The organism is Paenibacillus plantiphilus, assembly GCF_927798095.1.
GTDB lineage: Bacteria > Bacillota > Bacilli > Paenibacillales > Paenibacillaceae > Paenibacillus_Z > Paenibacillus_Z plantiphilus.
The window spans coordinates 144,282-166,434 of the sequence record NZ_CAKMMF010000010.1 but is presented as its reverse complement, the minus strand read 5'-3'; the positions used below and the strand labels follow the sequence as shown (position 1 = coordinate 166,434).

General features: G+C 48.4%; 19 protein-coding genes. 5 read left to right on the top strand and 14 right to left on the bottom strand.

Annotated features, from left to right (window positions below):
- Positions 1-263 precede the first annotated feature (263 nt).
- On the top strand, positions 264-1,877 hold the full coding sequence (gene cimA, locus L6H65_RS11140) for a citramalate synthase (protein WP_236341841.1): 1,614 nt from the start codon (positions 264-266) through the stop codon (positions 1,875-1,877).
- An 889-nt stretch (positions 1,878-2,766) separates the two neighbouring features.
- Here the strand turns inward: cimA and L6H65_RS11135 are convergent.
- Positions 2,767-3,351, bottom strand: a complete 585-nt coding sequence (locus L6H65_RS11135) for a TlpA family protein disulfide reductase (protein WP_236341831.1) — start codon at positions 3,349-3,351, stop codon at positions 2,767-2,769.
- Positions 3,352-3,481: 130 nt separating this feature from the next.
- On the opposite strand from L6H65_RS11135, the gene L6H65_RS11130 reads away from it, so the two are divergent.
- Together L6H65_RS11130 and L6H65_RS11125 are read left to right on the top strand one after the other, a co-directional pair.
- The gene (locus L6H65_RS11130) at positions 3,482-4,789 is read left to right on the top strand and encodes an MFS transporter (protein WP_236341829.1); all 1,308 of its coding nucleotides are present in this window, start codon (positions 3,482-3,484) and stop codon (positions 4,787-4,789) included.
- Positions 4,790-4,866: 77 nt separating this feature from the next.
- On the top strand, positions 4,867-5,418 hold the full coding sequence (locus tag L6H65_RS11125) for a M67 family metallopeptidase (protein ID WP_236341827.1): 552 nt from the start codon (positions 4,867-4,869) through the stop codon (positions 5,416-5,418).
- Here L6H65_RS11125 and L6H65_RS11120 read toward each other — a convergent pair.
- Genes L6H65_RS11120 through L6H65_RS11110 form a run of 3 tightly spaced genes read right to left on the bottom strand, consistent with a single transcriptional unit; the run spans position 5,392 to position 8,634 of the window.
- Positions 5,392-6,126: a 3'-5' exonuclease gene (locus L6H65_RS11120; RefSeq protein WP_236341825.1), complete on the bottom strand. Its 735-nt coding sequence runs from the start codon at positions 6,124-6,126 to the stop codon at positions 5,392-5,394. The genes L6H65_RS11125 and L6H65_RS11120 overlap by 27 nt on opposite strands.
- Before the next feature lie 19 nt (positions 6,127-6,145).
- A complete protein-coding gene (locus L6H65_RS11115; RefSeq protein WP_236341823.1) occupies positions 6,146-7,213 on the bottom strand; it encodes a DUF294 nucleotidyltransferase-like domain-containing protein in 1,068 nt (355 codons plus the stop codon).
- 44 nt (positions 7,214-7,257) lie between these two features.
- Entirely contained in the window at positions 7,258-8,634 is a 1,377-nt protein-coding gene (locus L6H65_RS11110; protein WP_236341820.1) for an ammonium transporter, read from the bottom strand.
- 392 nt (positions 8,635-9,026) lie between these two features.
- On the opposite strand from L6H65_RS11110, the gene L6H65_RS11105 reads away from it, so the two are divergent.
- Positions 9,027-9,473: a MerR family transcriptional regulator gene (locus L6H65_RS11105; RefSeq protein ID WP_236341818.1), complete on the top strand. Its 447-nt coding sequence runs from the start codon at positions 9,027-9,029 to the stop codon at positions 9,471-9,473.
- 51 nt (positions 9,474-9,524) lie between these two features.
- On the top strand, positions 9,525-10,205 hold the full coding sequence (locus tag L6H65_RS11100; protein WP_236341816.1) for a zinc metallopeptidase: 681 nt from the start codon (positions 9,525-9,527) through the stop codon (positions 10,203-10,205).
- Positions 10,206-10,525: 320 nt separating this feature from the next.
- Here L6H65_RS11100 and L6H65_RS11095 read toward each other — a convergent pair whose 3' ends face one another.
- The 10 genes from L6H65_RS11095 to L6H65_RS11050 all read right to left on the bottom strand — a co-directional run bounded on the left by L6H65_RS11095 (position 10,526) and on the right by L6H65_RS11050 (position 21,959).
- Complete coding sequence (locus L6H65_RS11095) at positions 10,526-12,640, bottom strand: methyl-accepting chemotaxis protein (protein ID WP_236341814.1); 2,115 nt, start codon at positions 12,638-12,640, stop codon at positions 10,526-10,528.
- A gap of 320 nt (positions 12,641-12,960) precedes the next feature.
- Positions 12,961-14,214, bottom strand: coding sequence for a peptidase U32 family protein (locus tag L6H65_RS11090; protein WP_236341805.1), 1,254 nt, complete (start codon positions 14,212-14,214; stop codon positions 12,961-12,963).
- A gap of 57 nt (positions 14,215-14,271) precedes the next feature.
- A complete protein-coding gene (locus tag L6H65_RS11085; protein ID WP_236341803.1) occupies positions 14,272-15,234 on the bottom strand; it encodes a peptidase U32 family protein in 963 nt (320 codons plus the stop codon).
- 13 nt (positions 15,235-15,247) lie between these two features.
- A complete protein-coding gene (mltG, locus tag L6H65_RS11080) occupies positions 15,248-16,381 on the bottom strand; it encodes an endolytic transglycosylase MltG (RefSeq protein ID WP_307728326.1) in 1,134 nt (377 codons plus the stop codon).
- A gap of 100 nt (positions 16,382-16,481) precedes the next feature.
- On the bottom strand, positions 16,482-16,781 hold the full coding sequence (locus L6H65_RS11075) for a DUF1292 domain-containing protein (protein ID WP_236341801.1): 300 nt from the start codon (positions 16,779-16,781) through the stop codon (positions 16,482-16,484).
- 32 nt (positions 16,782-16,813) lie between these two features.
- Complete coding sequence (locus L6H65_RS11070) at positions 16,814-17,122, bottom strand: DUF1292 domain-containing protein (protein WP_236341799.1); 309 nt, start codon at positions 17,120-17,122, stop codon at positions 16,814-16,816.
- Between the two features lie 8 nt (positions 17,123-17,130).
- On the bottom strand, positions 17,131-17,547 hold the full coding sequence (gene ruvX / locus L6H65_RS11065; protein WP_236341937.1) for a Holliday junction resolvase RuvX: 417 nt from the start codon (positions 17,545-17,547) through the stop codon (positions 17,131-17,133).
- A gap of 31 nt (positions 17,548-17,578) precedes the next feature.
- A complete protein-coding gene (locus L6H65_RS11060) occupies positions 17,579-17,842 on the bottom strand; it encodes an IreB family regulatory phosphoprotein (RefSeq protein WP_236341927.1) in 264 nt (87 codons plus the stop codon).
- 49 nt (positions 17,843-17,891) lie between these two features.
- Positions 17,892-20,528 carry an alanine--tRNA ligase gene (alaS, locus tag L6H65_RS11055; protein WP_290370380.1) on the bottom strand — a complete coding sequence of 879 codons (2,637 nt, stop codon included), beginning with the start codon at positions 20,526-20,528 and terminating at the stop codon, positions 17,892-17,894.
- A gap of 360 nt (positions 20,529-20,888) precedes the next feature.
- Positions 20,889-21,959: an AI-2E family transporter gene (locus L6H65_RS11050; RefSeq protein ID WP_236341796.1), complete on the bottom strand. Its 1,071-nt coding sequence runs from the start codon at positions 21,957-21,959 to the stop codon at positions 20,889-20,891.
- Positions 21,960-22,153 lie beyond the last annotated feature (194 nt).

The following is a 22,153-nucleotide window of genomic DNA, read 5'->3' as shown; positions in this document are numbered from 1 at the left end:
GAGTCTTTGAGTGGAGCTCCTCATATGAAATACAGCATGCATCATTAATTATGCTCCTCCCTCCATTAGCCATCCTACACTTAGCATTAACCAACCATGTACAACCTTATAATCAGCATACCCATGCCTGCAATAGACGTCAACATAAAGGCTTGCTTCTATTATAAAAAAGCACGCTTACTGCTTCTCTCCAGGCATAACTAATGCTATACTTAGAAAGGTTGACTTTTGCTAAGGAATGATGAAGGAGGAGCGTCCAGGTTATGACAAACGCAATCTCAATTTTCGACACGACGCTGCGTGACGGCACTCAAGGAGAAGGGATAAGCCTTTCAGCCGATGATAAACTTAAGATCGCCCAGAAGCTTGATCAGCTAGGCGTACATTATATTGAAGGCGGCAACCCAGGAAGCAACAGCAAGGACATTGAATTTTTCGAGCGAGTCAGAACAATGAAGTTTAACGCAAAAATAACAGCCTTCGGCAGCACCAGAAGGAAGAACAGCATCGCAGAGCACGACAGCAGTCTGCTTCGCATCGTTGAATCAGGCGTCCCCGCCGCTACACTAGTGGGCAAGTCATGGGATTTTCATGTCCATACTGCATTGCAAACGACATTGGAAGAGAATCTGGCCATGATATATGATTCCTTCGCATTCCTGAAAAGAAATGGTGTGGAAGCGATCTTCGATTCCGAGCATTTCTTCGACGGATACAAGCATAACCCCGAATATGCGCTGTCCGTTCTTCGCAAAGCACAGGATGCAGGCGCGGACTGGATCGTCCTCTGCGACACGAATGGCGGCACATTGCCTTCGGAAATTCACGAGATTGTAACTCGTGTACGTTCCGAGCTCTCGGCTCCGATCGGTATTCACACTCACAATGACTGTGAGCTTGCGGTTGCGAATACGTTGGCTGCTGTTGGAGCAGGCGCCCGACAGGTGCAGGGGACGATCAACGGATACGGCGAACGGTGCGGCAATGCCAATCTATGCTCCATTATTCCTAACCTGCAGATTAAGATGAACTATCCATGCATAAGCGACGAGCAGCTCCAATCGCTCACAACAACGGCGCGCTATGTGAGCGAGATCGCTAACGTACATATGCCAGTCGGCCAGCCATATGTCGGCAATGCCGCGTTCGCGCATAAGGGCGGCATCCACGTATCCGCGATTATGAAGGATTCCAAAACCTATGAGCATATCTCTCCTGGCCTAGTCGGCAACAAGCAGCGGATTCTCGTTTCCGAGCTTGCCGGTCAAAGCAACATTATTTCCAAAGCTCAGGAGCTGGGGCTTGATATCAACGCAAATAATGAGAAGACGAAGCTCATTATGGAGCGTATCAAGGACCTTGAGCATCAAGGCTACCAATTCGAAGGCGCTGATGCCTCGTTGGAGCTTCTCCTGCGTGACGCTTTCGGCCAGATGGAGGAAATGTTCAAGCTTGAATCCTTCAAGATGCTGGTCGAGAAAACGAATGGTATTATGAACACCGAAGCGATTGTGAAGATAACCGTCGATGAGCAGACCGTCTATACAGCCGCAGAAGGCAATGGTCCGGTCAATGCGCTGGATAATGCCCTGCGCAAGGCGCTTGTCCAGTTCTATCCGAGCATCAACAATATTCATCTTGCCGACTACAAGGTACGAGTCATTGATGAGAAGGACGCAACCGCCGCCAAAGTTCGGGTGCTGATGGAATCCACCGATTTCAACAATACCTGGAATACAGTCGGTGTATCGAGCAATGTGATTGAAGCTAGCTGGGAAGCGCTAGTCGACAGCATTCGTTATGCGCTGCTCACAATGTCCAGAGTCGAACATGTTCAAGATGAGCCCCGCGCACAGCTTGGCCTTGTGAACCATTGAATCAAAAGAGAGGCTGTTCCGATATGCAGCAGCCTATAGTGTAGAGTAGGTTGCCCCTTTAGGGAGGGGCAACCTCTTCGCTGAGCAGATTTGTGTGCGGATTTGCAGGAAGCGAATCCGCACACAACTGCAAAAACCCACATGTAGTCACCGGGCTGTTCGCCAAACGCCAAAATTCATCCAATATCCAATGAGGTCAGTCCTAGCCGCGCGCAGCTCCCAGCTTCCAGCTCTCAGCTCGCGGTGTTTCGCTGATGTGAAAAGATGCCTCCAAAACCACTATCATAGCTATCATAGTGGGGCTGGAAGCATCTTTTTCATCGTATAAAGGGGGTTAGTGGAGACTCTCAAAATATAACGACTTTCTGAACAGCCCCGTTATTTCCTATATTGTCTAAAGTGAGACTGCTGTTATGAAAGTCATCGTTGAATGCTCTTCAACTCTCACCATAAGGCGGAAAAATCGCTTTACAGCACGGAAAAGTGGAGCGAGTTGCGCTGGAACGCTGAAAAACCCTCTTACAGATGCCAAGTCATCATAGAATGCTCTTCAACTCTCTCCATAAGGCGGAAAAACCGCTTTACAGCACGGAAAAGTGGATTGAGTTGCGCTGTAAGCTTGAAAAACCTTCTTACAGATGCCAAGACATCGTAGAATGCTCTTCAACTCTCTCCATAAAGCGGAAAAACCGCTTTACAGCACGGAAAAGTGGATTGAGTTGCGCTGTAAGCTTGAAAAACCTTCTTACAGATGGCATAACATCGTTGAATGCTCTTCAACTCTCTCCATAAGGCGGAAAAACCGCTTTACAGCACGGAAAAGTGGAGCGAGTTGCACTGGAACGCTGAAAAACCCTCTTACAGCTGCCAAGACATCGTAGTCCTTGCGCTATTCCTCGCTCTTGCCCTGCTCCGTGCTCTGTTCCTTATTTCGCTCATCGATATCGATCCATTTCTCAATCAGGTCTTCCCACTCATTGAGTGAGATAACACCCGGCACTCGTTCTCTAACAATGCCATTGCTATCGATAATGAAGCTTGTTGGGAAGGTCGTTACTTTGTACAGCTCAGTTGCTTTGCCATCCCGATCCATCAGAATGGGAAAAGAAAGCTCAAACTCCTCCACAAACTCCCTCGCTTGACGTTCCTTGTCATACGTTGTCGCATTCACTCCATACAGCTCCAGCTTATCGCCATATTTCTTGGATAGCTCCAGTAGATCTGGCGCTTCCAGCTCACAAGGTCCGCACCAAGATGCCCAAAAGTTGAGCAGCAGCAGCTTATCCTTCTTGCCGCCAATAGCTAGTGGCTTGTCGTCCAAATCTGGCAGTTCAAGCGTAGGTGCTGTGAAGCCAGGCTTGGGATTCATTTCAGATGATGCAGCCAGCGCCTCACCCATTTTATCATTATTCTGATATATGGCAGCTCCCGACAGAACAAATACAAGAATGAGCAATACAATCGTTCGTTTCATACCATGCCTTCTTTCCCTCTTGTTGTTCTTCTAACTACACCTACCTATGTTACCATGACCACGAATGGAAGCTCAAGTCGGAGGGTATATTACTACTCACAATCGTTAATTCATGGGAGCGCAGAAAAAGATGAGTACGAAAACAAAAACTCGCTGGTCAGGAAATGGAAATCAGTCGAGCAACCATCAATCTCAGCAGCTATCTTCATCCTCTAAAAACTCGAAGCAGCCTGCGGCCAAAAGCAGCACCAAATGGCTGCAGTATCTCGCCCTGTCAACAGTTCCGCTCGTACTTGTTCTAGGCAATTCCATGCTCGTGCCCATATTGCCGGATATGGAACGAAAGCTCAGCATCTCTACTCTGCAAGCAAGCATGGTGATCACGTTATTCTCCATCGCTGCCGCAATCGTCATCCCAATCGCTGGTTATCTCTCTGACCGCTTCTCACGCAAGGCAGTCATACTCCCTTCATTGGCTCTCTATGGCATAGCCGGTATTGCCGCTGGAATCGCCGCCGTAATGGGCTCGTATACGATGCTCATTATCTCCCGCGCTGTACAAGGTATCGGCGCAGCGGGCACAGCACCAATCGCAATGGCGCTTGTAGGCGATATGTACAAGGATGGCGAGGAAAGCGAAGCTCTGGGGCTTATTGAGGCATCCAATGGAGCAGGCAAGGTCATCAGCCCGATACTCGGCTCATTATTAGCATTGCTCGCATGGTACGCCCCTTTATTCGCTTTTCCATTGTTCTGCGCAGCCTCCTTTTTCGCAATGCTTCTACTTATTAAGGAACCTTCCTCTGACAAAGAAAGCTCAACCATTAAACAATATACCGCAGACATTGTTCAGCTGTTTCGGTCAAAAGGAGCCTTTCTCTTATCCGCCTTCACTTCGGGCTCTCTCGGCTTGTTCATACTGTTTGGCGTATTGTTCCGCCTGTCCGATGTATTGGAGAAGCCTCCCCATCTTATAGACGGGGTTGCCAAAGGCGGCGTCTTGGCGATTCCGCTCCTTGGTCTTGTCATTACCGCTTATTCGACTGGCCACAGCATCAAAAGCAATGGGCATTTAATGCGCCGTCTTATGCTGATCGGGCTTGCTATTATGGCTTGTTCATTGACTGCAGCCGCTTTTATGCATCGTAATTTGTACGCGCTTATTGCCTTTGCCTTCTTAAGCAGTGTTGGCACTGGCCTGCTGCTCCCATGCTTGAACACCCTGATCACCAATGCTGTCGATCGATCCCATCGGGGCATGATCACATCCCTGTACAGCAGCCTCCGATTTTTCGGCGTAGCTCTTGGCCCTCCGTTATTTGGGATGCTGGCAGCCAGATCTGACACCTTGCTATATAGTGTAGTGGCCATTTTATCCGTAGTTGGACTTTGTCTGATCGCGGGATTCGTGCATCCTCCGAGCAAGGTGAAAGGCTAGCCTCCTGCCCCTAGAGCTTTCATGACGATCAGGCATACGCTATAATGGGTCTATCTCAGGATAGGATAAGGGCCTATATGAAAATAAATCAATGGACACGCGAAAATACAGCGGATTTATATCGCCAGTCAGCCACAGCTCAGGCAACCGGCGCTGCGATAACGGAGCAAGCCAGAAGCCAGCTAATAGCTGCTTGCAGGGCCGCATATCCAAACGAGGCATGCGGCGTACTCGCATACGCTGAACAGCATGCACACCATATTAATCCTGGCAATAATAGCGAGCACACTTCACAAGGCAACTCAATTGTTCAAGTGAACACGATTTATCCGATCCGCAACGCAGCGGCGGATTCCGCCCGCTGCTTCCTATTCCATCCGCAGGACTGGATCAGCACGTATTATGCCATACAAAAAAACCGACAATCGCTTGTCGGCTTCTACCATAGTCATCCCGGTTCCCTTCCAATACCATCAGCAGCAGATTATACCGGCATACAATATAGCACGGCTGCTTCCTATTGGATCATATCGCTAAACAATCCCCATATCCCTGTTGTTCAGCCCTATCTATTCAATCAGGACACTAGCTCCTTCGAACCATTAGTGCTTGCTCAAGTAAGCATATAAATCACCAAGCGTCACAACATTGCGAGCCGTTATTCGCCTCAAATACTGTTGCCATAATTGGGCAGTCATAACGGAGTCCTCTAGCGCATGGTGACGCTCCGTTATTTCGATACCATTGTCAACCAAGAGATCATCAAGACTGTAGCTGTCGCGCCCGGGCTCCAGCCATTTGGCTACCATCATCGTGTCCAGAACCCGGTGAGTGAGATTGACTTTGGAGGTCCGCCACAGTGCAGCATCAAGAAACTGCTTATCGTGACTGCTTGCATGTGCGATAAGCATCCTTTTGCCGACGAATTCCATAAAATCATGCAGCACCTGCATCAAATCCGGGGCATCAGCTACCAAATCATTCGTAATGCCGGTTAGCTCTGCAATATGCTTGGGAACCTTGCGCTTCGGATTCACCAAGCTGTAGAACGAACGGTTCTCAATGAATGTCTCGCCCTTCATTGTCACAGCGCCTACAGATAATATTTCATCTCCATTATTGGGGTAGAACCCCGTCGTCTCCAAATCGAACACAACGACCTCTATGTCGCGCAACGGCTGATCCATAATGGATTCCTTGCGCTGTCCCTTGGACATCGAGCGAATGAAAGCCATCTGCTGGGCGTTCTGAGCACCCAGCATCGAAGCGATAGCAGGTGTAATACCGCCCATTTTATACAAATGCCACATTCGACCGACGCCTTTTTGCTCCTTCATGCTTATCCCTCCGCCTTACCTAAAACATGCCATTCATTTGTCTGAATACACGCCGCTGCAGCTTCTTGCCGATTCGCAGCCCTGTCTTGAGCTGATCAGTCAGCTCCTTCGTAAGCTTCCGGCTCGACAGCTTGCCATTATTCATATACATGCCATCCAAACTACGCTCTGTCGCCATCAATCGCAGTCGCATGAACAAGCGAAAGGCCTCGGTATAGGCTGAAGCATCATCAGCAGACAGCTTGCCCATGAGATGAAGGCTATGTATGCGGGCAAGCGTCGATGTTTCCCTCAAGCCTGCTCGTATACTCATCATGCGAATCGCGTTTACCATCGGAATATACGCGCCGTATTTCACATCCAGGCTGCCTGCATCCTCACCGTAACGCTCTCTGAGCAATTGTCCGAATACACCGACAAGCACTTTGTGACGCATCGTATTGTTCAACATGTGACGCACGATAACCGGATTTTCCAGCATGTCGGAGAAGAAGAGACCCTTGAGCTTCTCCAACAGCTCATCTTCACCATAGATGGAGCGGCTGTCTGCCACAATAAGCAAATACCTCACACGCTCCCAATCCGGCTCCTCGAACCAACCGTTCAGCTTGTTGTCCCAGTCGGACAGGGACAAGCACCAATCCGGATTCGTGCTAATAACATTGCCTTCACAGGGAGGATAGCCCACCTGCTGCAGCGTTTCTACAATTAATTGGGTCAAATCTGCAAAATATTGCCGTGCGGTTTCCCGTTCAGCCTCGTCATCCGGATCATCATATATTAATCCACTGTCCTGATCGCTTGATAATGTCTGCTCTTCTCTTCCGCCGCTCCCGAACAATAAATATGCGTAAGGCACGGGTGGAGAATTCCCCATCCGTGCCAGATCAGCTTCCGCGAGGGCAATCGTCCGCTTAATTAGAGCGTCATGCGCCTCGTTCAGAATCGCATAAAATTGTTCAACCGGTTGTTCAGAGAGAAGAGCTTCCATTTGCTCGTGGACTTCATCCCGCAAGCTGCGCAGTGCTGCGATATCATCGGCCGAGCCGATTCGCGACAGGAGCTGCGCGCCACCCGGATCACTCATGGGGCTTTCTCCTCTCAATCATGATGATGATGTCAGATTGCCAATTACAGATTTTGTTGCGCTTTTTTCATTTGCTCAGGGTAGCCGTAAGTACCATGCTCGGAAAGATCCAGACCGATAATTTCTTGCTCTTCCGTTACACGGAATCCCATTACCATCTTCATCACGCCAAGGATCAAGAATGAAGCGCCCAGTACGTATGCGCCAACGACAACGACGGATTCGAATTGCACCCACAGCTGATGCCAGCTGCCTGTATCGATCAAACCACCTTGACCAACACCGACCTTGTCAGCCAGAACTTGTGTTGCGAAGATACCGTTAGCGAGCGTACCCCATATACCAGCCATACCGTGAACGGAAAGCGCGTAAATTGGATCGTCCACTTTAATTTTCTCGAAAAATTTCACACTGAAGAATACAAGCACACCAGCGACAAGACCGATTACTACAGCTGCCCAAGGATCAACGAAGGCACAGGATGCGGTAATTGCGACCAGACCGGCAAGCGCACCGTTCAACGTTGTCGTTATATCGGCTTTTCCTGTGATAAGCCATGAGATCAATAATGCTGCTACCGCACCCGCTGCAGCTCCCAATTGTGTATTGAATGCTACGTATGCGAAGAAACCGTCACCGACTGATACTGCTGAGCCTGCATTGAAGCCGAACCAGCCGACCCACAGAAGAAGTACAGACAAAGCGCTGTATACCTGGTTGTGTCCAAGAATCTCATTCGCGGACCCATCCTTGTTGAACTTGCCGATACGAGGCTTCAACAATACTGTCGCTGCGAAAGCGGCAAGCGCACCCGTTAAGTGAACTACAGTCGAGCCTGCATAGTCTTGTGCTCCGTCTTGAGCCAGCCAGCCGCCGCCCCAGATCCAGTGAGCAACAACCGGATAGATAACAGCTACGAACAATACCGTAAATACCAGGTAGGAGGACAATTTCGCGCGTTCCGCGAATCCACCCCATGCAATCGACAACGAAATCGCTGCAAAAGCTAATTGGAACAAGAAGAATACCGATGTCGGATAATTCTCATTCAGTGGATCTCCAGCAATGGAAGGATCAAAGAAAAAGCTGCCCCAACCAATAATATTGCTTAACGTTTCATTCTCGACATTATCCGTACCAAATGTAATGCCGTATCCAACAGCCCAATAAACGAGGGAACAAAGTCCTATTGTGAAGATCGTCTTACCAGCTACGTGACCCGCATTTTTCATTCGTGTCGATCCAGCTTCGAGAAGGATAAAGCCGCCTTGCATTAAAATGACGAGAATTGCTGCGATGAGGATCCATAGTGTATTCAACCCCATATTAAGCATTTGAGAGGATGCTTCATCCGCCGCAAAAGCCATTGTCGGGAACACCAGAGATAGAACACCTAAAGCTACTGCTACTTTCTTGACCACAATGACCACTCCCTAAATGTTATCTTTATTCACATGATATGAAAGGCTTAATGTCATTATAGTCAGAAGTGCTCAGTTTGACAATACAGTTTTTATGATTTCAATAAAAATATCTAACATTAGCTTTGAAAATGCAGTCGAATGTTAAGTTTTTGGCGTGTTTGGAACAAAATTTCCTCTTTTTCTCACACGATCCTTCGCCTTTCGCCAATTGAGATCCGGTTACATCGTCGTACCGTGTTTAAACAGCGCCTCATATGGTTTACTGAAATGTATGTCAGCTTTGTTACATATTCTTCGAATAGAAGTATAACGTTTGACTGTATGGTTCAGAGTTCGGTATCATAAGATAAGGTGATCAACGAACCGTATGAATGTAACGAAAGAAGGTGATGACGTTGGCAAACAAACCATTGTATCGAATTGGAGAACTCGCCAAGATAGCAGACATCAGCCCGCGCACAATTGATTTCTATACATCTATGGGGTTAATTGAACCAGAACGTCGCTCAGCCAAAAATTACCGCCTATACAGTGATGACACCTTGCTTCGCCTCAAGCGTATCGATCAATTAAAGAAAGACAAATATACACTCGATGAAATCAGAGCGAGCCTGAAGGATTGGCGCAAGATTTCGGCCGAAGAAGAGGTATCAAGCAAGCTCACCGACCTTCAGCTGCAGCTGGAACGGCTTCAGCGCGAGGTACAGGAGCTTGAACCGGTTATTAACCAGCTCAAGCCCAAGCAGGCTCAGAAGCTGTTCAAGCGAATCGTGCCTCAATCTGCGGCTTGTGTCGAGGCGTTAATGCTTTTAATGAACAAGAGCGGTCTAATGTAGTCATCCATTATGCAACACAGAATAACAGCAATAGAAATGGAGGAAACCACCATGTTCTTTCATCCTATGGACATTCTGATTATAATAGCCTTTATTCTTTCCCTCTGGGCTCAATTCCGGGTCAGCGGCACCTTTAACCGATGGTCGGAAGTAAAAAGCATGAGCGGATTGACAGGCTACGAAGCAGCCAGAAGGCTGCTCGACAATAACGGACTGCATGACGTTCCTGTCGAGCCAGTACCAGGCAAGCTCTCTGACCATTACGATCCCACACAGAGAATAGTAAGATTATCCGAGCCTGTTTATTACGAGAGCTCGATCTCGGCCATCTCCGTTGCGTGCCACGAGGTTGGGCATGCCATACAGCATCAGCAGCACTACCCGATGCTGACATTGCGCCATCGAATGTTTCCAGTCGTTCGGTTCGCATCAGGGGCGGCTCCCTTCCTGTTGATCGCGGGTTTCCTGTTCAGCTCCTTGAATTTGATTGGCATAGGAATCATATTCTTCTCCGCAGCGGTTGCGTTCCAGCTTGTGACCTTGCCTGTCGAATTCAATGCCAGCAGCAGAGCACGAGAGCTGATGGTTGCAGAGGGTTTTATCCGCAACGAAGAAGAGCGCGGCGTAGCCAAAGTGCTCAACGCGGCAGCACTTACCTACGTGGCAGCAGCGCTAATCTCCCTGCTCACACTGGTCAAGTACATTATGATCTTCACATCCAACCGCAACTAACAATGAATTACAACCAATACAATGACTAAACCATCAAAAAAAATCGTTCCTTGCTAGAATGGGAGTTGCTACTCCTCATTCGTTGCAAGGAACGATTTTTGCTTTGATCTAATGTTGCTTTTGATCTTGGGTTTGATCTTGGGTTTGATCTTATTTAGGTGGGGAGGTTTGGAGTTGGAGAAGCGCAAGCGTTCGCCTTTGTTCCTGGATTTCAACCGAGACATCGGTTATTAAATCAAGAAATCCAGGAACAACAGCGATCGGAAGCCCAAATCCTCCTTTCACAGGAACAACAGCGATCGGAGGCCCAAATCCTCCCTTTATGTACGGAAGCGAGACAATGATTCCTTAAGATCGGCTGAGACAGCGCCGAGCTTGTCGGACAGCTCGACGAGCCCTTCACTAATATTCGTCTGCTCGTTGCTAAGCGAAGCTACTTCCTGGGATGTTGCCGAAGCTTCCTCGGCAACTGCGCTCACACTCTCCATCGCTTCCGACAGTACGCGCTGAGACAGATTAAGATTGCCGATTGAATCAGTAACAGAATCCAGCTTCGTTACAAAACCACTCATTTGGTTTTGTACCGTCAAGAAAATCTGATTCGCCTCTTTTACCGATTGAATTTGCTCCTTGAATATCGGATAGGCATCCGACAGCACTTGAACAGTTTCATCGATTTCCTGTTGGATCACATCGGTTATTCGAGCAACAACGTCGATGGACTGCCGTGATTGATCCGCAAGCTTACGAATTTCGTCAGCGACAACCATAAAGCCTTTCCCCGCCGTACCTGCTCTCGCCGCCTCTATAGTTGCATTCAACGACAGGATGTTCGTTTGCTTTGTCATATTGTCCAGCACATCGAGAATTTTACGAATGGAACGCGTGCTTTCCTTCAATCGATCCACCTTATCGACCATTGAACGCGTCATCTCTTCGGTCACACCGGTCTTCTCGATCAGAATATTCATATAAGCTGTACCCTGCTGACTCGCTTTCTCAACCTCTGCAGCCGCAATGCCCATATGCTCATTGGAGCTTATTACATGCGCCATCTGCACACTAATTTCATTGGTTAAGTCGCTGCCCTTTTCGGCTTCAACGGCAAGATTAGTTGCCCCTTCCGCTATCTCTTCCGTTGCCACAGCAATTTCCTTGGCGGACGTCGCTGTTTTCTTGGAAGCATCCGTCAATTCGCCTGCGGTAGCAAGCACGTCCTGTGCCGATTGATTGGCATGGGTTACGAGTGAAGTAATTTGCGCCATCATCTGATTGAAGCTTTGCGAAAGCTGACCAATCTCATCCTTCTGTCTAACCGTTGATCGTACATACAAATTGCCGCGTTCGCCTTCATTCATCAGGTTGCGCAGCTTAACAAGCGGAATCGCGACCATTCGAATAACGAAAAAGCCAATCAAAATAGCCAGCACGGCTGCAATACCAGCCATCAGATAGGTCATATCCCGAATTTTTTTGGCATCCTTTACCAGCTCGTCTACCGGAATTTCACCGACCAGATGCCAATTAACTGATTTAAATTTATTGTGTATGGTGAGAACCTCTTGCCCAGCCGAAAGGGCTTCGAACGACCCTTTCTCAGCCGCGCCTGGAATTTTGATAACTGCATCCTTCTCCAGATTCTCATGGTTATTATCGAACATTACTTTATTATTGCTGTCCACAATGATAACTTTACTGCCATCGCCAAGCTGCACATCAGCCAGCTGCTTCGAGATCTGGTCCAAATAAATTTCAATGATGAGAACATAATTGCTATCGCCAGTCGTTAAATTTTTCAGAACGCGGCCAATCGCAAATGTCGGCTTTTTCGAGAATTCATTATACCCCTTCGATTTGGTTGGCAGCCATAGGATCCGTCCATCCTGAGCGATAACCTCTTTCATCCACTCCGATTTCTGAGCGGTTTCACCATCAATCGAAGTAGTACCAAATGTTGTACTCGTTTCTCCCTCTCTCACGGGTATGATGCTTCCTCCCGCAATTGTATCATTGCCCATCAGGTAAGCCAGAAGCATATCACTCAGCTTCTTCTTCGCTTGGAACTTCTCATATACATCAGTCGAACGGCTCATTAGACGCAATTGATCCTGCAAATTTTTATCCACCAGCATCTGCATGGTCAAATTCTCATAATTATCGAACATAAGATCAAGCTTGCCGACAGACTGCGCGATTGCCACAGAGCTCGAATCCGTCACTTTCTCCTGAATGATCGATTTCGACGTCGAATACGAGAACAATCCAACAACCAGAACACAAATCAGAATCGCAGAAAAAATAATTAAAAACAATTTAATCCCAATCGATTTCATAGGATTACCCAGCTTCATCTCCTTGAGAGCCTTCATTCCTTGCAACGCTGCCTTATAGCGTGACTTATTGCTTTCAGCCGATTTGATTGGTTGCGTTTTCATTTTTTCGAACTCATTTTTTTTCTTCATCACAGACACCCGCCTTAACTATTGTTGGAATCCCATGCTGTAATTAGCCGGTTGTAGGTATCCCAGTATTGCTGAACAATCAGTCACTCTTCTGGGAAAATTCGACACAATTCATCAAAATCCTCCTATATACCCATGACTTTATGCGCAATTTTGTTCACCGTACCACTTATATCGGTTTTCAGACTATCAGTTGTTATAACGATCAGCAATTCATGCTAAAGACATAATAAACCACCCTTTTCTGCCAATAATGGGTAACAGAAAAGGGTGGGATAACCCGTTCATATTATCTATGGACGAACACGCTTGCGCATCATATCCATCGGTTTCACCGGCTGCTCCGTCTTGATGACTATATGCTGAAGCGGGTGTCGCGCCGCATCTAGCGGATTTCCGGCTTCATCAGCTATCTCATTGACGATTTGCTTAAAGAAGGTGCCATGCGGTCCGAAGAACTCCACTTCATGACCTGGCTTGAAGTGATTCCGTTGCTGAACGACAGCAAGACCGCTCTCTGCATCATAAGACAGCACGACACCTGCGAAATCATACGGCGCCTGCTTTTCCTCAGGCTCATAAATATGATCCTCAGCACCCGGAGTATCATAGAAGAACCCCGTATTCAGTGGTCTATTAGCCGCTTTATGAATATCGTCCAGCCATTCCTGCTTCAATTCATAATGCTCTGGATCAGCCATATAAGAATCGATTGCTTGACGATATGCATTCACTACTGTCGCGACGTAGTGCAGACTTTTCATTCGGCCTTCAATCTTAAAGCTGTCAACACCGACATCAATTAAATCCGGTATATACTCCAGCATACACAGATCCTTGGAGCCCATCGTAAATTTATCCTCTTCCGAACTAAACATTGGCATATCTTCCTCGAAAATATCATACTTCCAGCGGCAGGACTGCGAGCAGCCTCCCCGATTGGAATCCCTGTCCGTAAAGTGATTGGATAATACGCAGCGTCCGGAGAACGAGGAACACATTGCGCCATGTATGAACGCTTCAATCTCGATATCCACATTGGCTTTGATCTGCGCAATATCTTCAATACTGGTCTCACGGGCAAGCACGACGCGAGGAAGCCCTTCTTCCTTCCAGAATTTCACTGCCTGCCAGTTCAAGGTCGATTGCTGTGTGCTAAGATGAACTTCAAGCTTAGGGGCAACACGCTGCGCTGTCTCAATTATGATAGGATCAGCCGCAATAATCGCGGCAATTCCCGCCTCCTCAAGAGCCCGCAAATATTGTTCCAAGCCCGCGATATCCTCATTATGCGCATAAATATTCGTTGCTACAAACACCTTCGCTCCATATTGCTTCGCGAACTCGACGCCTTCCTTCATTTCCGCGAAGCTGAAATTATCAGCATTGGAACGAAGCCCATATTTCTGTCCGCCGATATAGACTGCATCAGCTCCATAATGAACAGCGAATTTCAGCTTTTCCAAATTGCCCGCAGGCGCGAGCAGCTCGGGCTTCGCAAGTCTATGACGTTTCCCTATGCTGCGGGGCTTCGTCTGAATTGACATTCTTGTTACCTCCCAAAAAGAACTAAACATCAAGCCTGATGTCAGGCCGCTCCTCCATTAATACACTTGCTCCTTATAGAAAAATCCGTAGGAAAGCTCTCTTGCCGGATTCTGCAGCTCCTTGATCGAATCCAGCCATTGCTCCTGGAACTCATACTGCTCCGGCGCTGTGCAATAGGCATCTATTGCTGATCGGTAAGCGTGAATGACCGCTTCATTGTATGAAGTCGATTTCAGCAGACCTTCGATTTTGAAGCTGTCGATGCCAGCCTCCATCAGCTCATGCAAATTCTCAAGCATGCACAGATCATCCGAGCTCATAATGTGAGTGCCGTTGAAGTCCTCATAGATCGGAAATCGTTCATCCGGACGTTCTGTTTCAATCAAATACCGTTCATCCTCACGATACACGGCGCGTTTCTGCTCATTCGCACCCGTTTCCTCCGGTTGATTATCCGTATCATCCTGATGCTCCAAATAGCTTTGGACAAGCGGTCTCTTGGAGTGATAAATATTAGTAAGTCCATGCACCTGAACCTGCACCTCAAGCGATGTCTGCTCCTTGACTTCCAGAACCTGATCCATGTTAAGCTCTCGTGCAAGCACGAATCTGACAGCACCTCTGCGTCCCCAGTAGTTGGCCGTCTGATAGTTGGTCGAGGTCATCTCGGCATTCCAATGCAGCGCCATCTCTGGCGCAGCACTCCGTGCTGCCATAAGAACGGCGGGATCACCGAATACGAGTGCATCGACGCCTGCATCCTTCAAGCTGCTAATATAGGAGGGCAGCATCTCTACAGTCTCATTATCCATCAGATTGTTCAGCGCGGCATAGATGCGCACCCCTCTTGGATGAGCAAGCTTAACAGCCTCAGCAATCATGGAGATGTTAAATTCGCCTGCCAGCCGCAGTCCGTATCGAGCTTCGCCGATAACAAACGCATTCGCTCCCGCTTCGATCAAACGCTTCATCTCTTCCAGGGAAGCCGCGCTTGTCAGCAGCTCTGGCTTGGTTGTCATCTTCTATTTCTCCCTACTCGGCAATTTCATTGCTTTTCTTAATATTACGGTTATGCTCTCTGAGCGTTTTTGCAAACAAATGCCCGTTGCTGCCATCCTTCTTCGTTACGTAGTAGAAATAATCCGTATCTGCCGGGAATAGAACAGCTTCAATCGACTTGATGCTTGGTGAAGCAATCGGTCCAGGCGGCAGACCCTTGTTCTGATACGTATTATATGGGCTGTCTACTAATAAGTCTTTCTCAAACAGCCGCTCTTTAGGCTTGTCTAACGAATATTGCACCGTTGCGTCAATTTGCAGCAGCATGTCTTTCTTTATGCGATTAAAAATAATGCTTGCTACAATTGGCCGTTCCTCATCGACGACAACCTCTCGCTCAACAAGCGATGCAATCGTAAGCAGGGAATGATAATCCAGCTTACGCTCCGCCATCGTATCCACCCAATTCTCAGGTAATGTATCGAGCTTGCGATCCATCTCCTGCAGCATGCGAAGAATGATCGCCTCTGGCTTGCTTTCCTTCTCAAGCTCATAAGTCTCAGGGAACAAATAACCTTCCAGACGATGACGCATTTCCTTGTTGTCTTTCGGAATACTGCGAACCGTATCAATATCTCCCCAAGCTCTGTCGGTATTAGCAAGCGCGATGAAAGCATTCTTATCCGCAATCCCTGCTTTGGCGAGCGTATCCGCAATCTGTTCCACAGTGAAGCCCTCTGGAATCGTGAAGCGAACCGTTTCCTTCTTCAAGGTCTCTCCCGCATTCAGCTTCGCAATGATGGAATCCTTGTCCATTCCTGGCCTCAGCTCGTATACACCTGCCTGAAACCCAGGTCCCTCATCCTTCAGTCGCAAATAATATTTGAACAAGAATGCATCCCTGATAATTCCCTTTTCCTCAAGACCCTCGGCGAAATCAAATGGCGACATTCCCGTCTTAAGCTCCATTTGAATAACAGCCCCATCCGAGGCAGGACGCAAACCATTCCAGATATAAAGCGCGACTCCTCCTACAGCAGTCACCATAAGGCCAATCAATGTCAATATGACCCAAGCTGTAATTCGAGCACGAGATGGCCCCGGCCCCCGCTTCTTGCTCTGAACCGGCTTCTTATCTTCAACCGGCTGCTGCTCTGTTCGATCCAAAACTGTATCCTCCGATTCTACATACATCAAGATTCGCGGAAAAAGGGCGGTTTGGGGCCGCCCTTCCATTCCTTATTTCATTATGGGACGGTACATGCACCTAAGGGCGCTCATCACCTGCAAACATCAGGTCATCAAATGCTTCAGCAGCGAGCTCCCACTCATCCTCATCCTCGATAGATTCGAGCACAGGCTCTCCTTCATCACTGATAATAATGCGGAAGAAAGCTGCTTCATCATTCTTGCGCATAGCCTCAGACTGCAGTCCCGCATACATCGTCTCGCCTATTGTAAACTCCGCAACAATACGGAATGGCTCCGAATTGCCCTCTTCACTCACAAGCTCAACTTCTTTTCCGTAGACTTCCCGTAGTCTGAATGTCTTCACAACCTCGGACACGTCAAGCACTCCTTCCGCTCCAAGGATATTCTTTAATCGTTCTCATCGATCTCCGCAAGGAGCGTATTGAACGTTTCTTCAACCATATTCCACTCTTCTTCATCTTCAATCGTATAGAGCTTCAGTTCGTCGCCATCTTCCTCATAACGGAAAGCGTAGACCTCATCAGCTTCTTCATCCTCATCTTCGGATTCAGAATGAAGCGGAACTACCATCATATATTTCTGGTCAGAGCCGTCTACCTCGAACTTCATGACTACCTCGAATTCTTCCTCGTTGCCTTCTTCATCCGGAATATAGATGATTTCCGGCTCTTCGTACTGCATGTCGTCCTTTGTCATCGTTACCCTCACCTTTTCGTTTTAGAATCGAGATAATTTTGCAAAATTAGCGTTGCCGCCATTTTGTCTATCACTTGCTTTCGCTTCTTTCGGCTGACATCCGCTTCGAGCAATGTTCGCTCGGCCGCGACCGTTGTCAGCCGTTCGTCCCAAAGGTGAACGGGTACATTTAGCCTTTGATGCAACTCTTGTGCGAATGCGATGCAAATTTCGCCACGCGGACCGATGGTGCCATTCATGTTCTTCGGCAAACCAACCACGATCTCGCTCACTTCATATTCGCGAACCAGGTTCGCAATAGCTTCAAACTCACCGTTGTCACGTCGTTTCTGAACGACGCCGACGCCTTGCCCGGTCCAGCCGAATGCATCGCTGACGGCGACACCAATATTGCGATCGCCGTAATCCAGCCCCATCAAGCGCATACGACTCACGACCTTTCTTCTTGGCAAAACGCTAGTTGCGGTGCTGACTTAAATAGGAACGAACAAGCTCTTCAATCAACTCGTCACGTTCTTTCCTGCGAATAAGACTTCTGGCGTTGTTGTGACGCGGAATGTATGCGGGGTCTCCGGACAGCAAATAGCCGACGATCTGGTTGATCGGATTGTAGTCCTTCTCCTGCAGCGAATCATATACAGACAGCAATATCTCCTTCGAAGAAGCTTCCATTCCTTCTGCCTTCACATCGAATTTCATTGTTTTGTCCATTGAATTCATCACCAGCACCTCACTTTCCAAGCCGCTTAACAGCCGATTCATAACCATATCATATCACATTTGACTGTGAGAGAACCAGTTCTTCGGCAATTTGAAGCGCTTCATTCATTTTCGATGAGTCTTTACCTCCGGCTTGTGCCATATCTGGACGTCCGCCGCCGCCGCCGCCGCATGCCGCCGCTGCTTCCTTGATGATCTTTCCAGCATGGAATCCTTGCTTCACAAGATCAGGAGAAACAGCTGCAACCAGGTTCACTTTATCCTCTGCAGCAGCAGCAAGTACGATTACAGCGCTGCCGAGCTTCGCTCTCAGCTCATCGACGATGCCGCGCAGAGCATCCATGGATGGAGCGTTAACCTGTGCAGCCAGCATCGTTACGCCGCCAACCGTCTTTGCCTTCTCTTCCAGGGAGCCCGCTTCAATGCGCCCAAGCTTGCTCTGCAGCGATTCATTCTCGCGGCCTAGCTCCTTCACTTGTCCATGCAGCGCTTCGATCCTTTTTGGAACCTCGTTCACGTTGGACTTCAATAATGCTGCCGCTTGCTTCAACAGCTCCAGTTGGCCCTCCATATGCAGGTAAGCATGACGGCCAGTAAGTGCTTCTATACGGCGCACGCCTGAGCCGATTCCGCTTTCGCCCACCAGCTTGAACAAGCCGATTTGCGCTGTATTCGCAACGTGACAGCCGCCGCATAGCTCCATGCTGTAATCGCCAACCCTGACAACACGCACAACATCGCCGTATTTCTCTCCGAAGAGCGCCATTGCGCCCATCTCTTTGGCCTCAGCAAGCGATTTGTAATCGATTTGAAGCGTTGTACCGCGCCATATTTGTTCATTCACCCGTCGTTCAATATCCGCAAGCTCCTCCGCACTAATGCTGCCGAAATGCGAGAAGTCAAACCGCAGCCGATCAGGCTCAACGAGCGAGCCCGCTTGATTGACGTGCTCGCCCAGCACATCCTTGAGCGCGCGGTGCAGCAAATGAGTCGCCGTATGATTCTTAATTGTAGCTTCACGCGTGTCAGCCGCTACGACAGCCTGTACAGTACTGCCAACGGCGACTGTGCCGCTCGTAACAACTGCATGATGCACCGGCTGGCCATGAGGCGCTTTGGTAACATCCTGAACAGCGATTGAGAAACCCGATCCAGTGATGATCCCTTTATCGCCAACTTGACCCCCGCTTTCGGCATAGAACGGTGTCCGATCGAGCACAAGCAGCACTTGACTGCCCGTCCCTGCTGATTCAACCATCTCTGTGCCTTCTACTATGGCAATTATCGTCGCTTCCTCATTCGTCAGCTCATCATAGCCGATGAACTCGGATTTCCCTGTAAAGTCCGCCAGCGGTCCTCCTTGAACACTCATTCCGGCAGAGGCTTGATGAGCGCCGCGCGATGTGCTGCGCTGCACTTCCATTGCGGCATCGAAGCCAGCACGATCAACAGTCATTCCATGCTCGGAAGCATAATCCTCTGTCAGATCATAAGGGAACCCGAAGGTGTCATACAGCTTGAACGCATCCCCGCCGCTTATCTCCTGCTTGCCAGCATTGGAAGCAGCCTCAACTAGGTTGGAGAGGAGCGCCAGGCCATCGGATAACGTCTCATGAAACCGCTCCTCCTCCAAACGGATGATCTTCTCGATATATTCGCGTTTCTCCACTACATCCGCATAATAAACACCCATCACATCGCCGACAGTCCCGACAAGCTCATGCAGGAATGGACGATCTACGCCAAGCTTCTTCCCGTAACGGACCGCACGGCGAAGCAGCCTTCTGATCACATAGCCTCGCCCATCATTCGTCGGCACTACGCCGTCTCCGACAGCGAAGACAACCGTACGAATATGGTCAGCAATAACCTTCAACGCTACATCATGCTCATCATTCACATGGTATTTCACACCGGCAATTTCGCATATCCGGTCTATAATCGGAACGAACAGGTCGGTATCGAAATTTGAATCGACATCCTGCAGAATGGAAGCAAATCGCTCCAGCCCTGCTCCAGTATCAATATTTTTATTCGGAAGCGGCGTATAGCTGCCATCCTTATTATGATTGAACTGCGAGAACACGAGATTCCACACTTCCAGGAATCGTTCATTCTCACCGCCTGGCCAGCATTCCGGGTCATTGAGGTCGCCATATTTGTCACCGCGATCATAGAAAATTTCCGTACATGGCCCGCACGGACCTTCTCCGATATCCCAGAAATTCTCGTCCAGCTTGTAGATTCGCTCCGCTGGAAGGCCAATCTTCTCATTCCAGAAGCGGAACGCTTCCTCATCCTCAGGATATACAGTCACAGACAAGCGGTCCCGATCAAAGCCGATCCATTGCGGGTTCGTCAGAAACTCCCATGCCCACGTGATGACCTCTTCTTTGAAATAATCGCCAATAGAGAAGTTGCCCAGCATTTCAAAGAATGTATGGTGGCGGCGAGTCTTGCCTACATTCTCAATATCATTCGTACGTATACACTTCTGCGAGTTGGCGATACGCGGGTTGTCCGGAATAACTCGTCCGTCAAAATAAGCCTTGAGCGGCGCCATCCCGGCATTGATCCAGAGCAGGGATGGATCATTATGCGGTACGAGCGAGGCGCTTGGTTCAATTTTATGGCCTTTGCCTTCGAAGAAAGTCAGCCACTTGGACCGGATTTCACTTGCTTTCATACGATTCAGCCTCCATTGTTAAATAAAAATAAAAAAAACGCCCCCAAAAACAGGGACGAATCATATCGCGGTACCACCCTGGTTATTGCTTCAACCATCCCCTTAACGGCAAATGTGAATCGGCAATCTCCTCTTACAGACATTAACGGATCTACCCGGTGAAGTTCATTCACACTCCGAAACCAGCATTCAGCCATTCTTCGCCATTAGAATTCTCGCAGCCAACGGTGCGCTGTAATCACGCACGCGATGAAATTCTTTCTCTGATTGGCGGGCTATGGCCTACTAAAGTTTCATCCTCGATTTGGAATCATGAAATTGCAATGCTAACGCTAGTATATCGGCACTTGCCGGATGCTGTCAAATCGTCTTTCGTCTCACATAATAAGCGAACATATGCTGGATGACCACCTTGACGGCAGCGAAGATCGGAACAGCCAGAATCATCCCCACAATGCCGGCGATTTGTCCTCCCACAAGCAGCGCAAAAATAATAGATAGCGGGTGCATATGAAGTGTTCGACCGACCACCTGCGGAGAAATAATATTCCCTTCGAGAATTTGGCAGATCGTATTAATGACAACTACAAAAAGCATCATTTTCAACGAAATCGTCGATGCGACCAGCAGAGCTGGCGCCGCTCCAAAGAACGGTCCCAGGTACGGAATGATATTCGTAATGGCCACAACGCTTGCCAGCAGCAGCGAGTAAGGCATTCCGATACAGAGATATCCGATATACGCCAGCATGCCAACAATGACGCAAACGAGAAATTGTCCCCGTATATAACTGCCCAGCGCGTTATCAATGTCCTTTAGCAAGCGGACAGCATGCTTCCGATGAGGCTTCGGCACATAAGTGAGCACCGTTCGCTCGAACACATCAAAGTCCTTCAGAATATAGAAGGCCAGAAAAGGAATAATAAACGCCACGAATACGACATTCAGCATTGCCCCGATATTATTAATGAAGTTGAACGTCGCCTCAGACGCCTGCTTCTCCAGCTTATAGAGTGAATTATTAATTCCGCTTCGCAGACTTTCCGGCAGAAGAGATGAGTTGTTGAGATCATTCACCAAGCTTTGCGCCCGCATCGTCAAATCCGGCATGTGATGGTTCAATTGCTGCATTTGCTCAAGAAACATCGGAATCGCATTCAGCAGCACTACCGTAAGAGAAGCGCAGAACATCGCATAAATTAACAATACCGCAACCGTCCGGGGAACCTTGCGCTCGTTAAGAAGGCTAACGATGGGATTAAGCACATACGAAATAATCATCGCAATTAGAAATGGCGCAAGCACCGCCTTCAGAAAATCATATACATGGACAATAATTGGTTTGATCTGCAGGAGCAGGAAGAGCGTAATCAGGCCAAGAATGATGTATACAAGACCCGCAAAAAACCGATTATTCGTAAATCGCTCCACAGCCTTCACCTCTCCCTGCATCCTGCAATACCGTTATCGCTCTCCTATGATGCAGCGACCGTCTAAATGGTTGATAACAGTATATGTACAAGTTGGACAAATCATCCCGCAGGTAGAGATTTAATACTTCTCTAAACGATACAAAAGGCTGCCGCAAAGTCATGATTCGACCTTGCAGCAACCCTTTCCTTCCT

Bases quoted from the DNA above. Each gene is read 5' to 3' on its own strand.
- L6H65_RS11120 (WP_236341825.1), bottom strand. From the start codon at position 6,126: ATGAAGGAGCAAAAAGGCGTCGGTCGAATGTGGCATTTGTATAAAATG.
- L6H65_RS11115 (WP_236341823.1), bottom strand. From the start codon at position 7,213: ATGAGTGATCCGGGTGGCGCGCAGCTCCTGTCGCGAATCGGCTCGGCC.
- ruvX (WP_236341937.1), bottom strand. From the start codon at position 17,547: ATGCGCTTGATGGGGCTGGATTACGGCGATCGCAATATTGGTGTCGCC.
- L6H65_RS11100 (WP_236341816.1), top strand. From the start codon at position 9,525: ATGTTCTTTCATCCTATGGACATTCTGATTATAATAGCCTTTATTCTT.
- L6H65_RS11095 (WP_236341814.1), bottom strand. From the start codon at position 12,640: ATGAAAACGCAACCAATCAAATCGGCTGAAAGCAATAAGTCACGCTAT.
- L6H65_RS11135 (WP_236341831.1), bottom strand. From the start codon at position 3,351: ATGAAACGAACGATTGTATTGCTCATTCTTGTATTTGTTCTGTCGGGA.
- L6H65_RS11105 (WP_236341818.1), top strand. From the start codon at position 9,027: ATGACGTTGGCAAACAAACCATTGTATCGAATTGGAGAACTCGCCAAG.
- L6H65_RS11090 (WP_236341805.1), bottom strand. From the start codon at position 14,214: ATGTCAATTCAGACGAAGCCCCGCAGCATAGGGAAACGTCATAGACTT.
- L6H65_RS11125 (WP_236341827.1), top strand. From the start codon at position 4,867: ATGAAAATAAATCAATGGACACGCGAAAATACAGCGGATTTATATCGC.
- L6H65_RS11060 (WP_236341927.1), bottom strand. From the start codon at position 17,842: ATGAATTCAATGGACAAAACAATGAAATTCGATGTGAAGGCAGAAGGA.
- L6H65_RS11070 (WP_236341799.1), bottom strand. From the start codon at position 17,122: ATGACAAAGGACGACATGCAGTACGAAGAGCCGGAAATCATCTATATT.
- alaS (WP_290370380.1), bottom strand. From the start codon at position 20,528: ATGAAAGCAAGTGAAATCCGGTCCAAGTGGCTGACTTTCTTCGAAGGC.
- L6H65_RS11085 (WP_236341803.1), bottom strand. From the start codon at position 15,234: ATGACAACCAAGCCAGAGCTGCTGACAAGCGCGGCTTCCCTGGAAGAG.
- L6H65_RS11130 (WP_236341829.1), top strand. From the start codon at position 3,482: ATGAGTACGAAAACAAAAACTCGCTGGTCAGGAAATGGAAATCAGTCG.
- cimA (WP_236341841.1), top strand. From the start codon at position 264: ATGACAAACGCAATCTCAATTTTCGACACGACGCTGCGTGACGGCACT.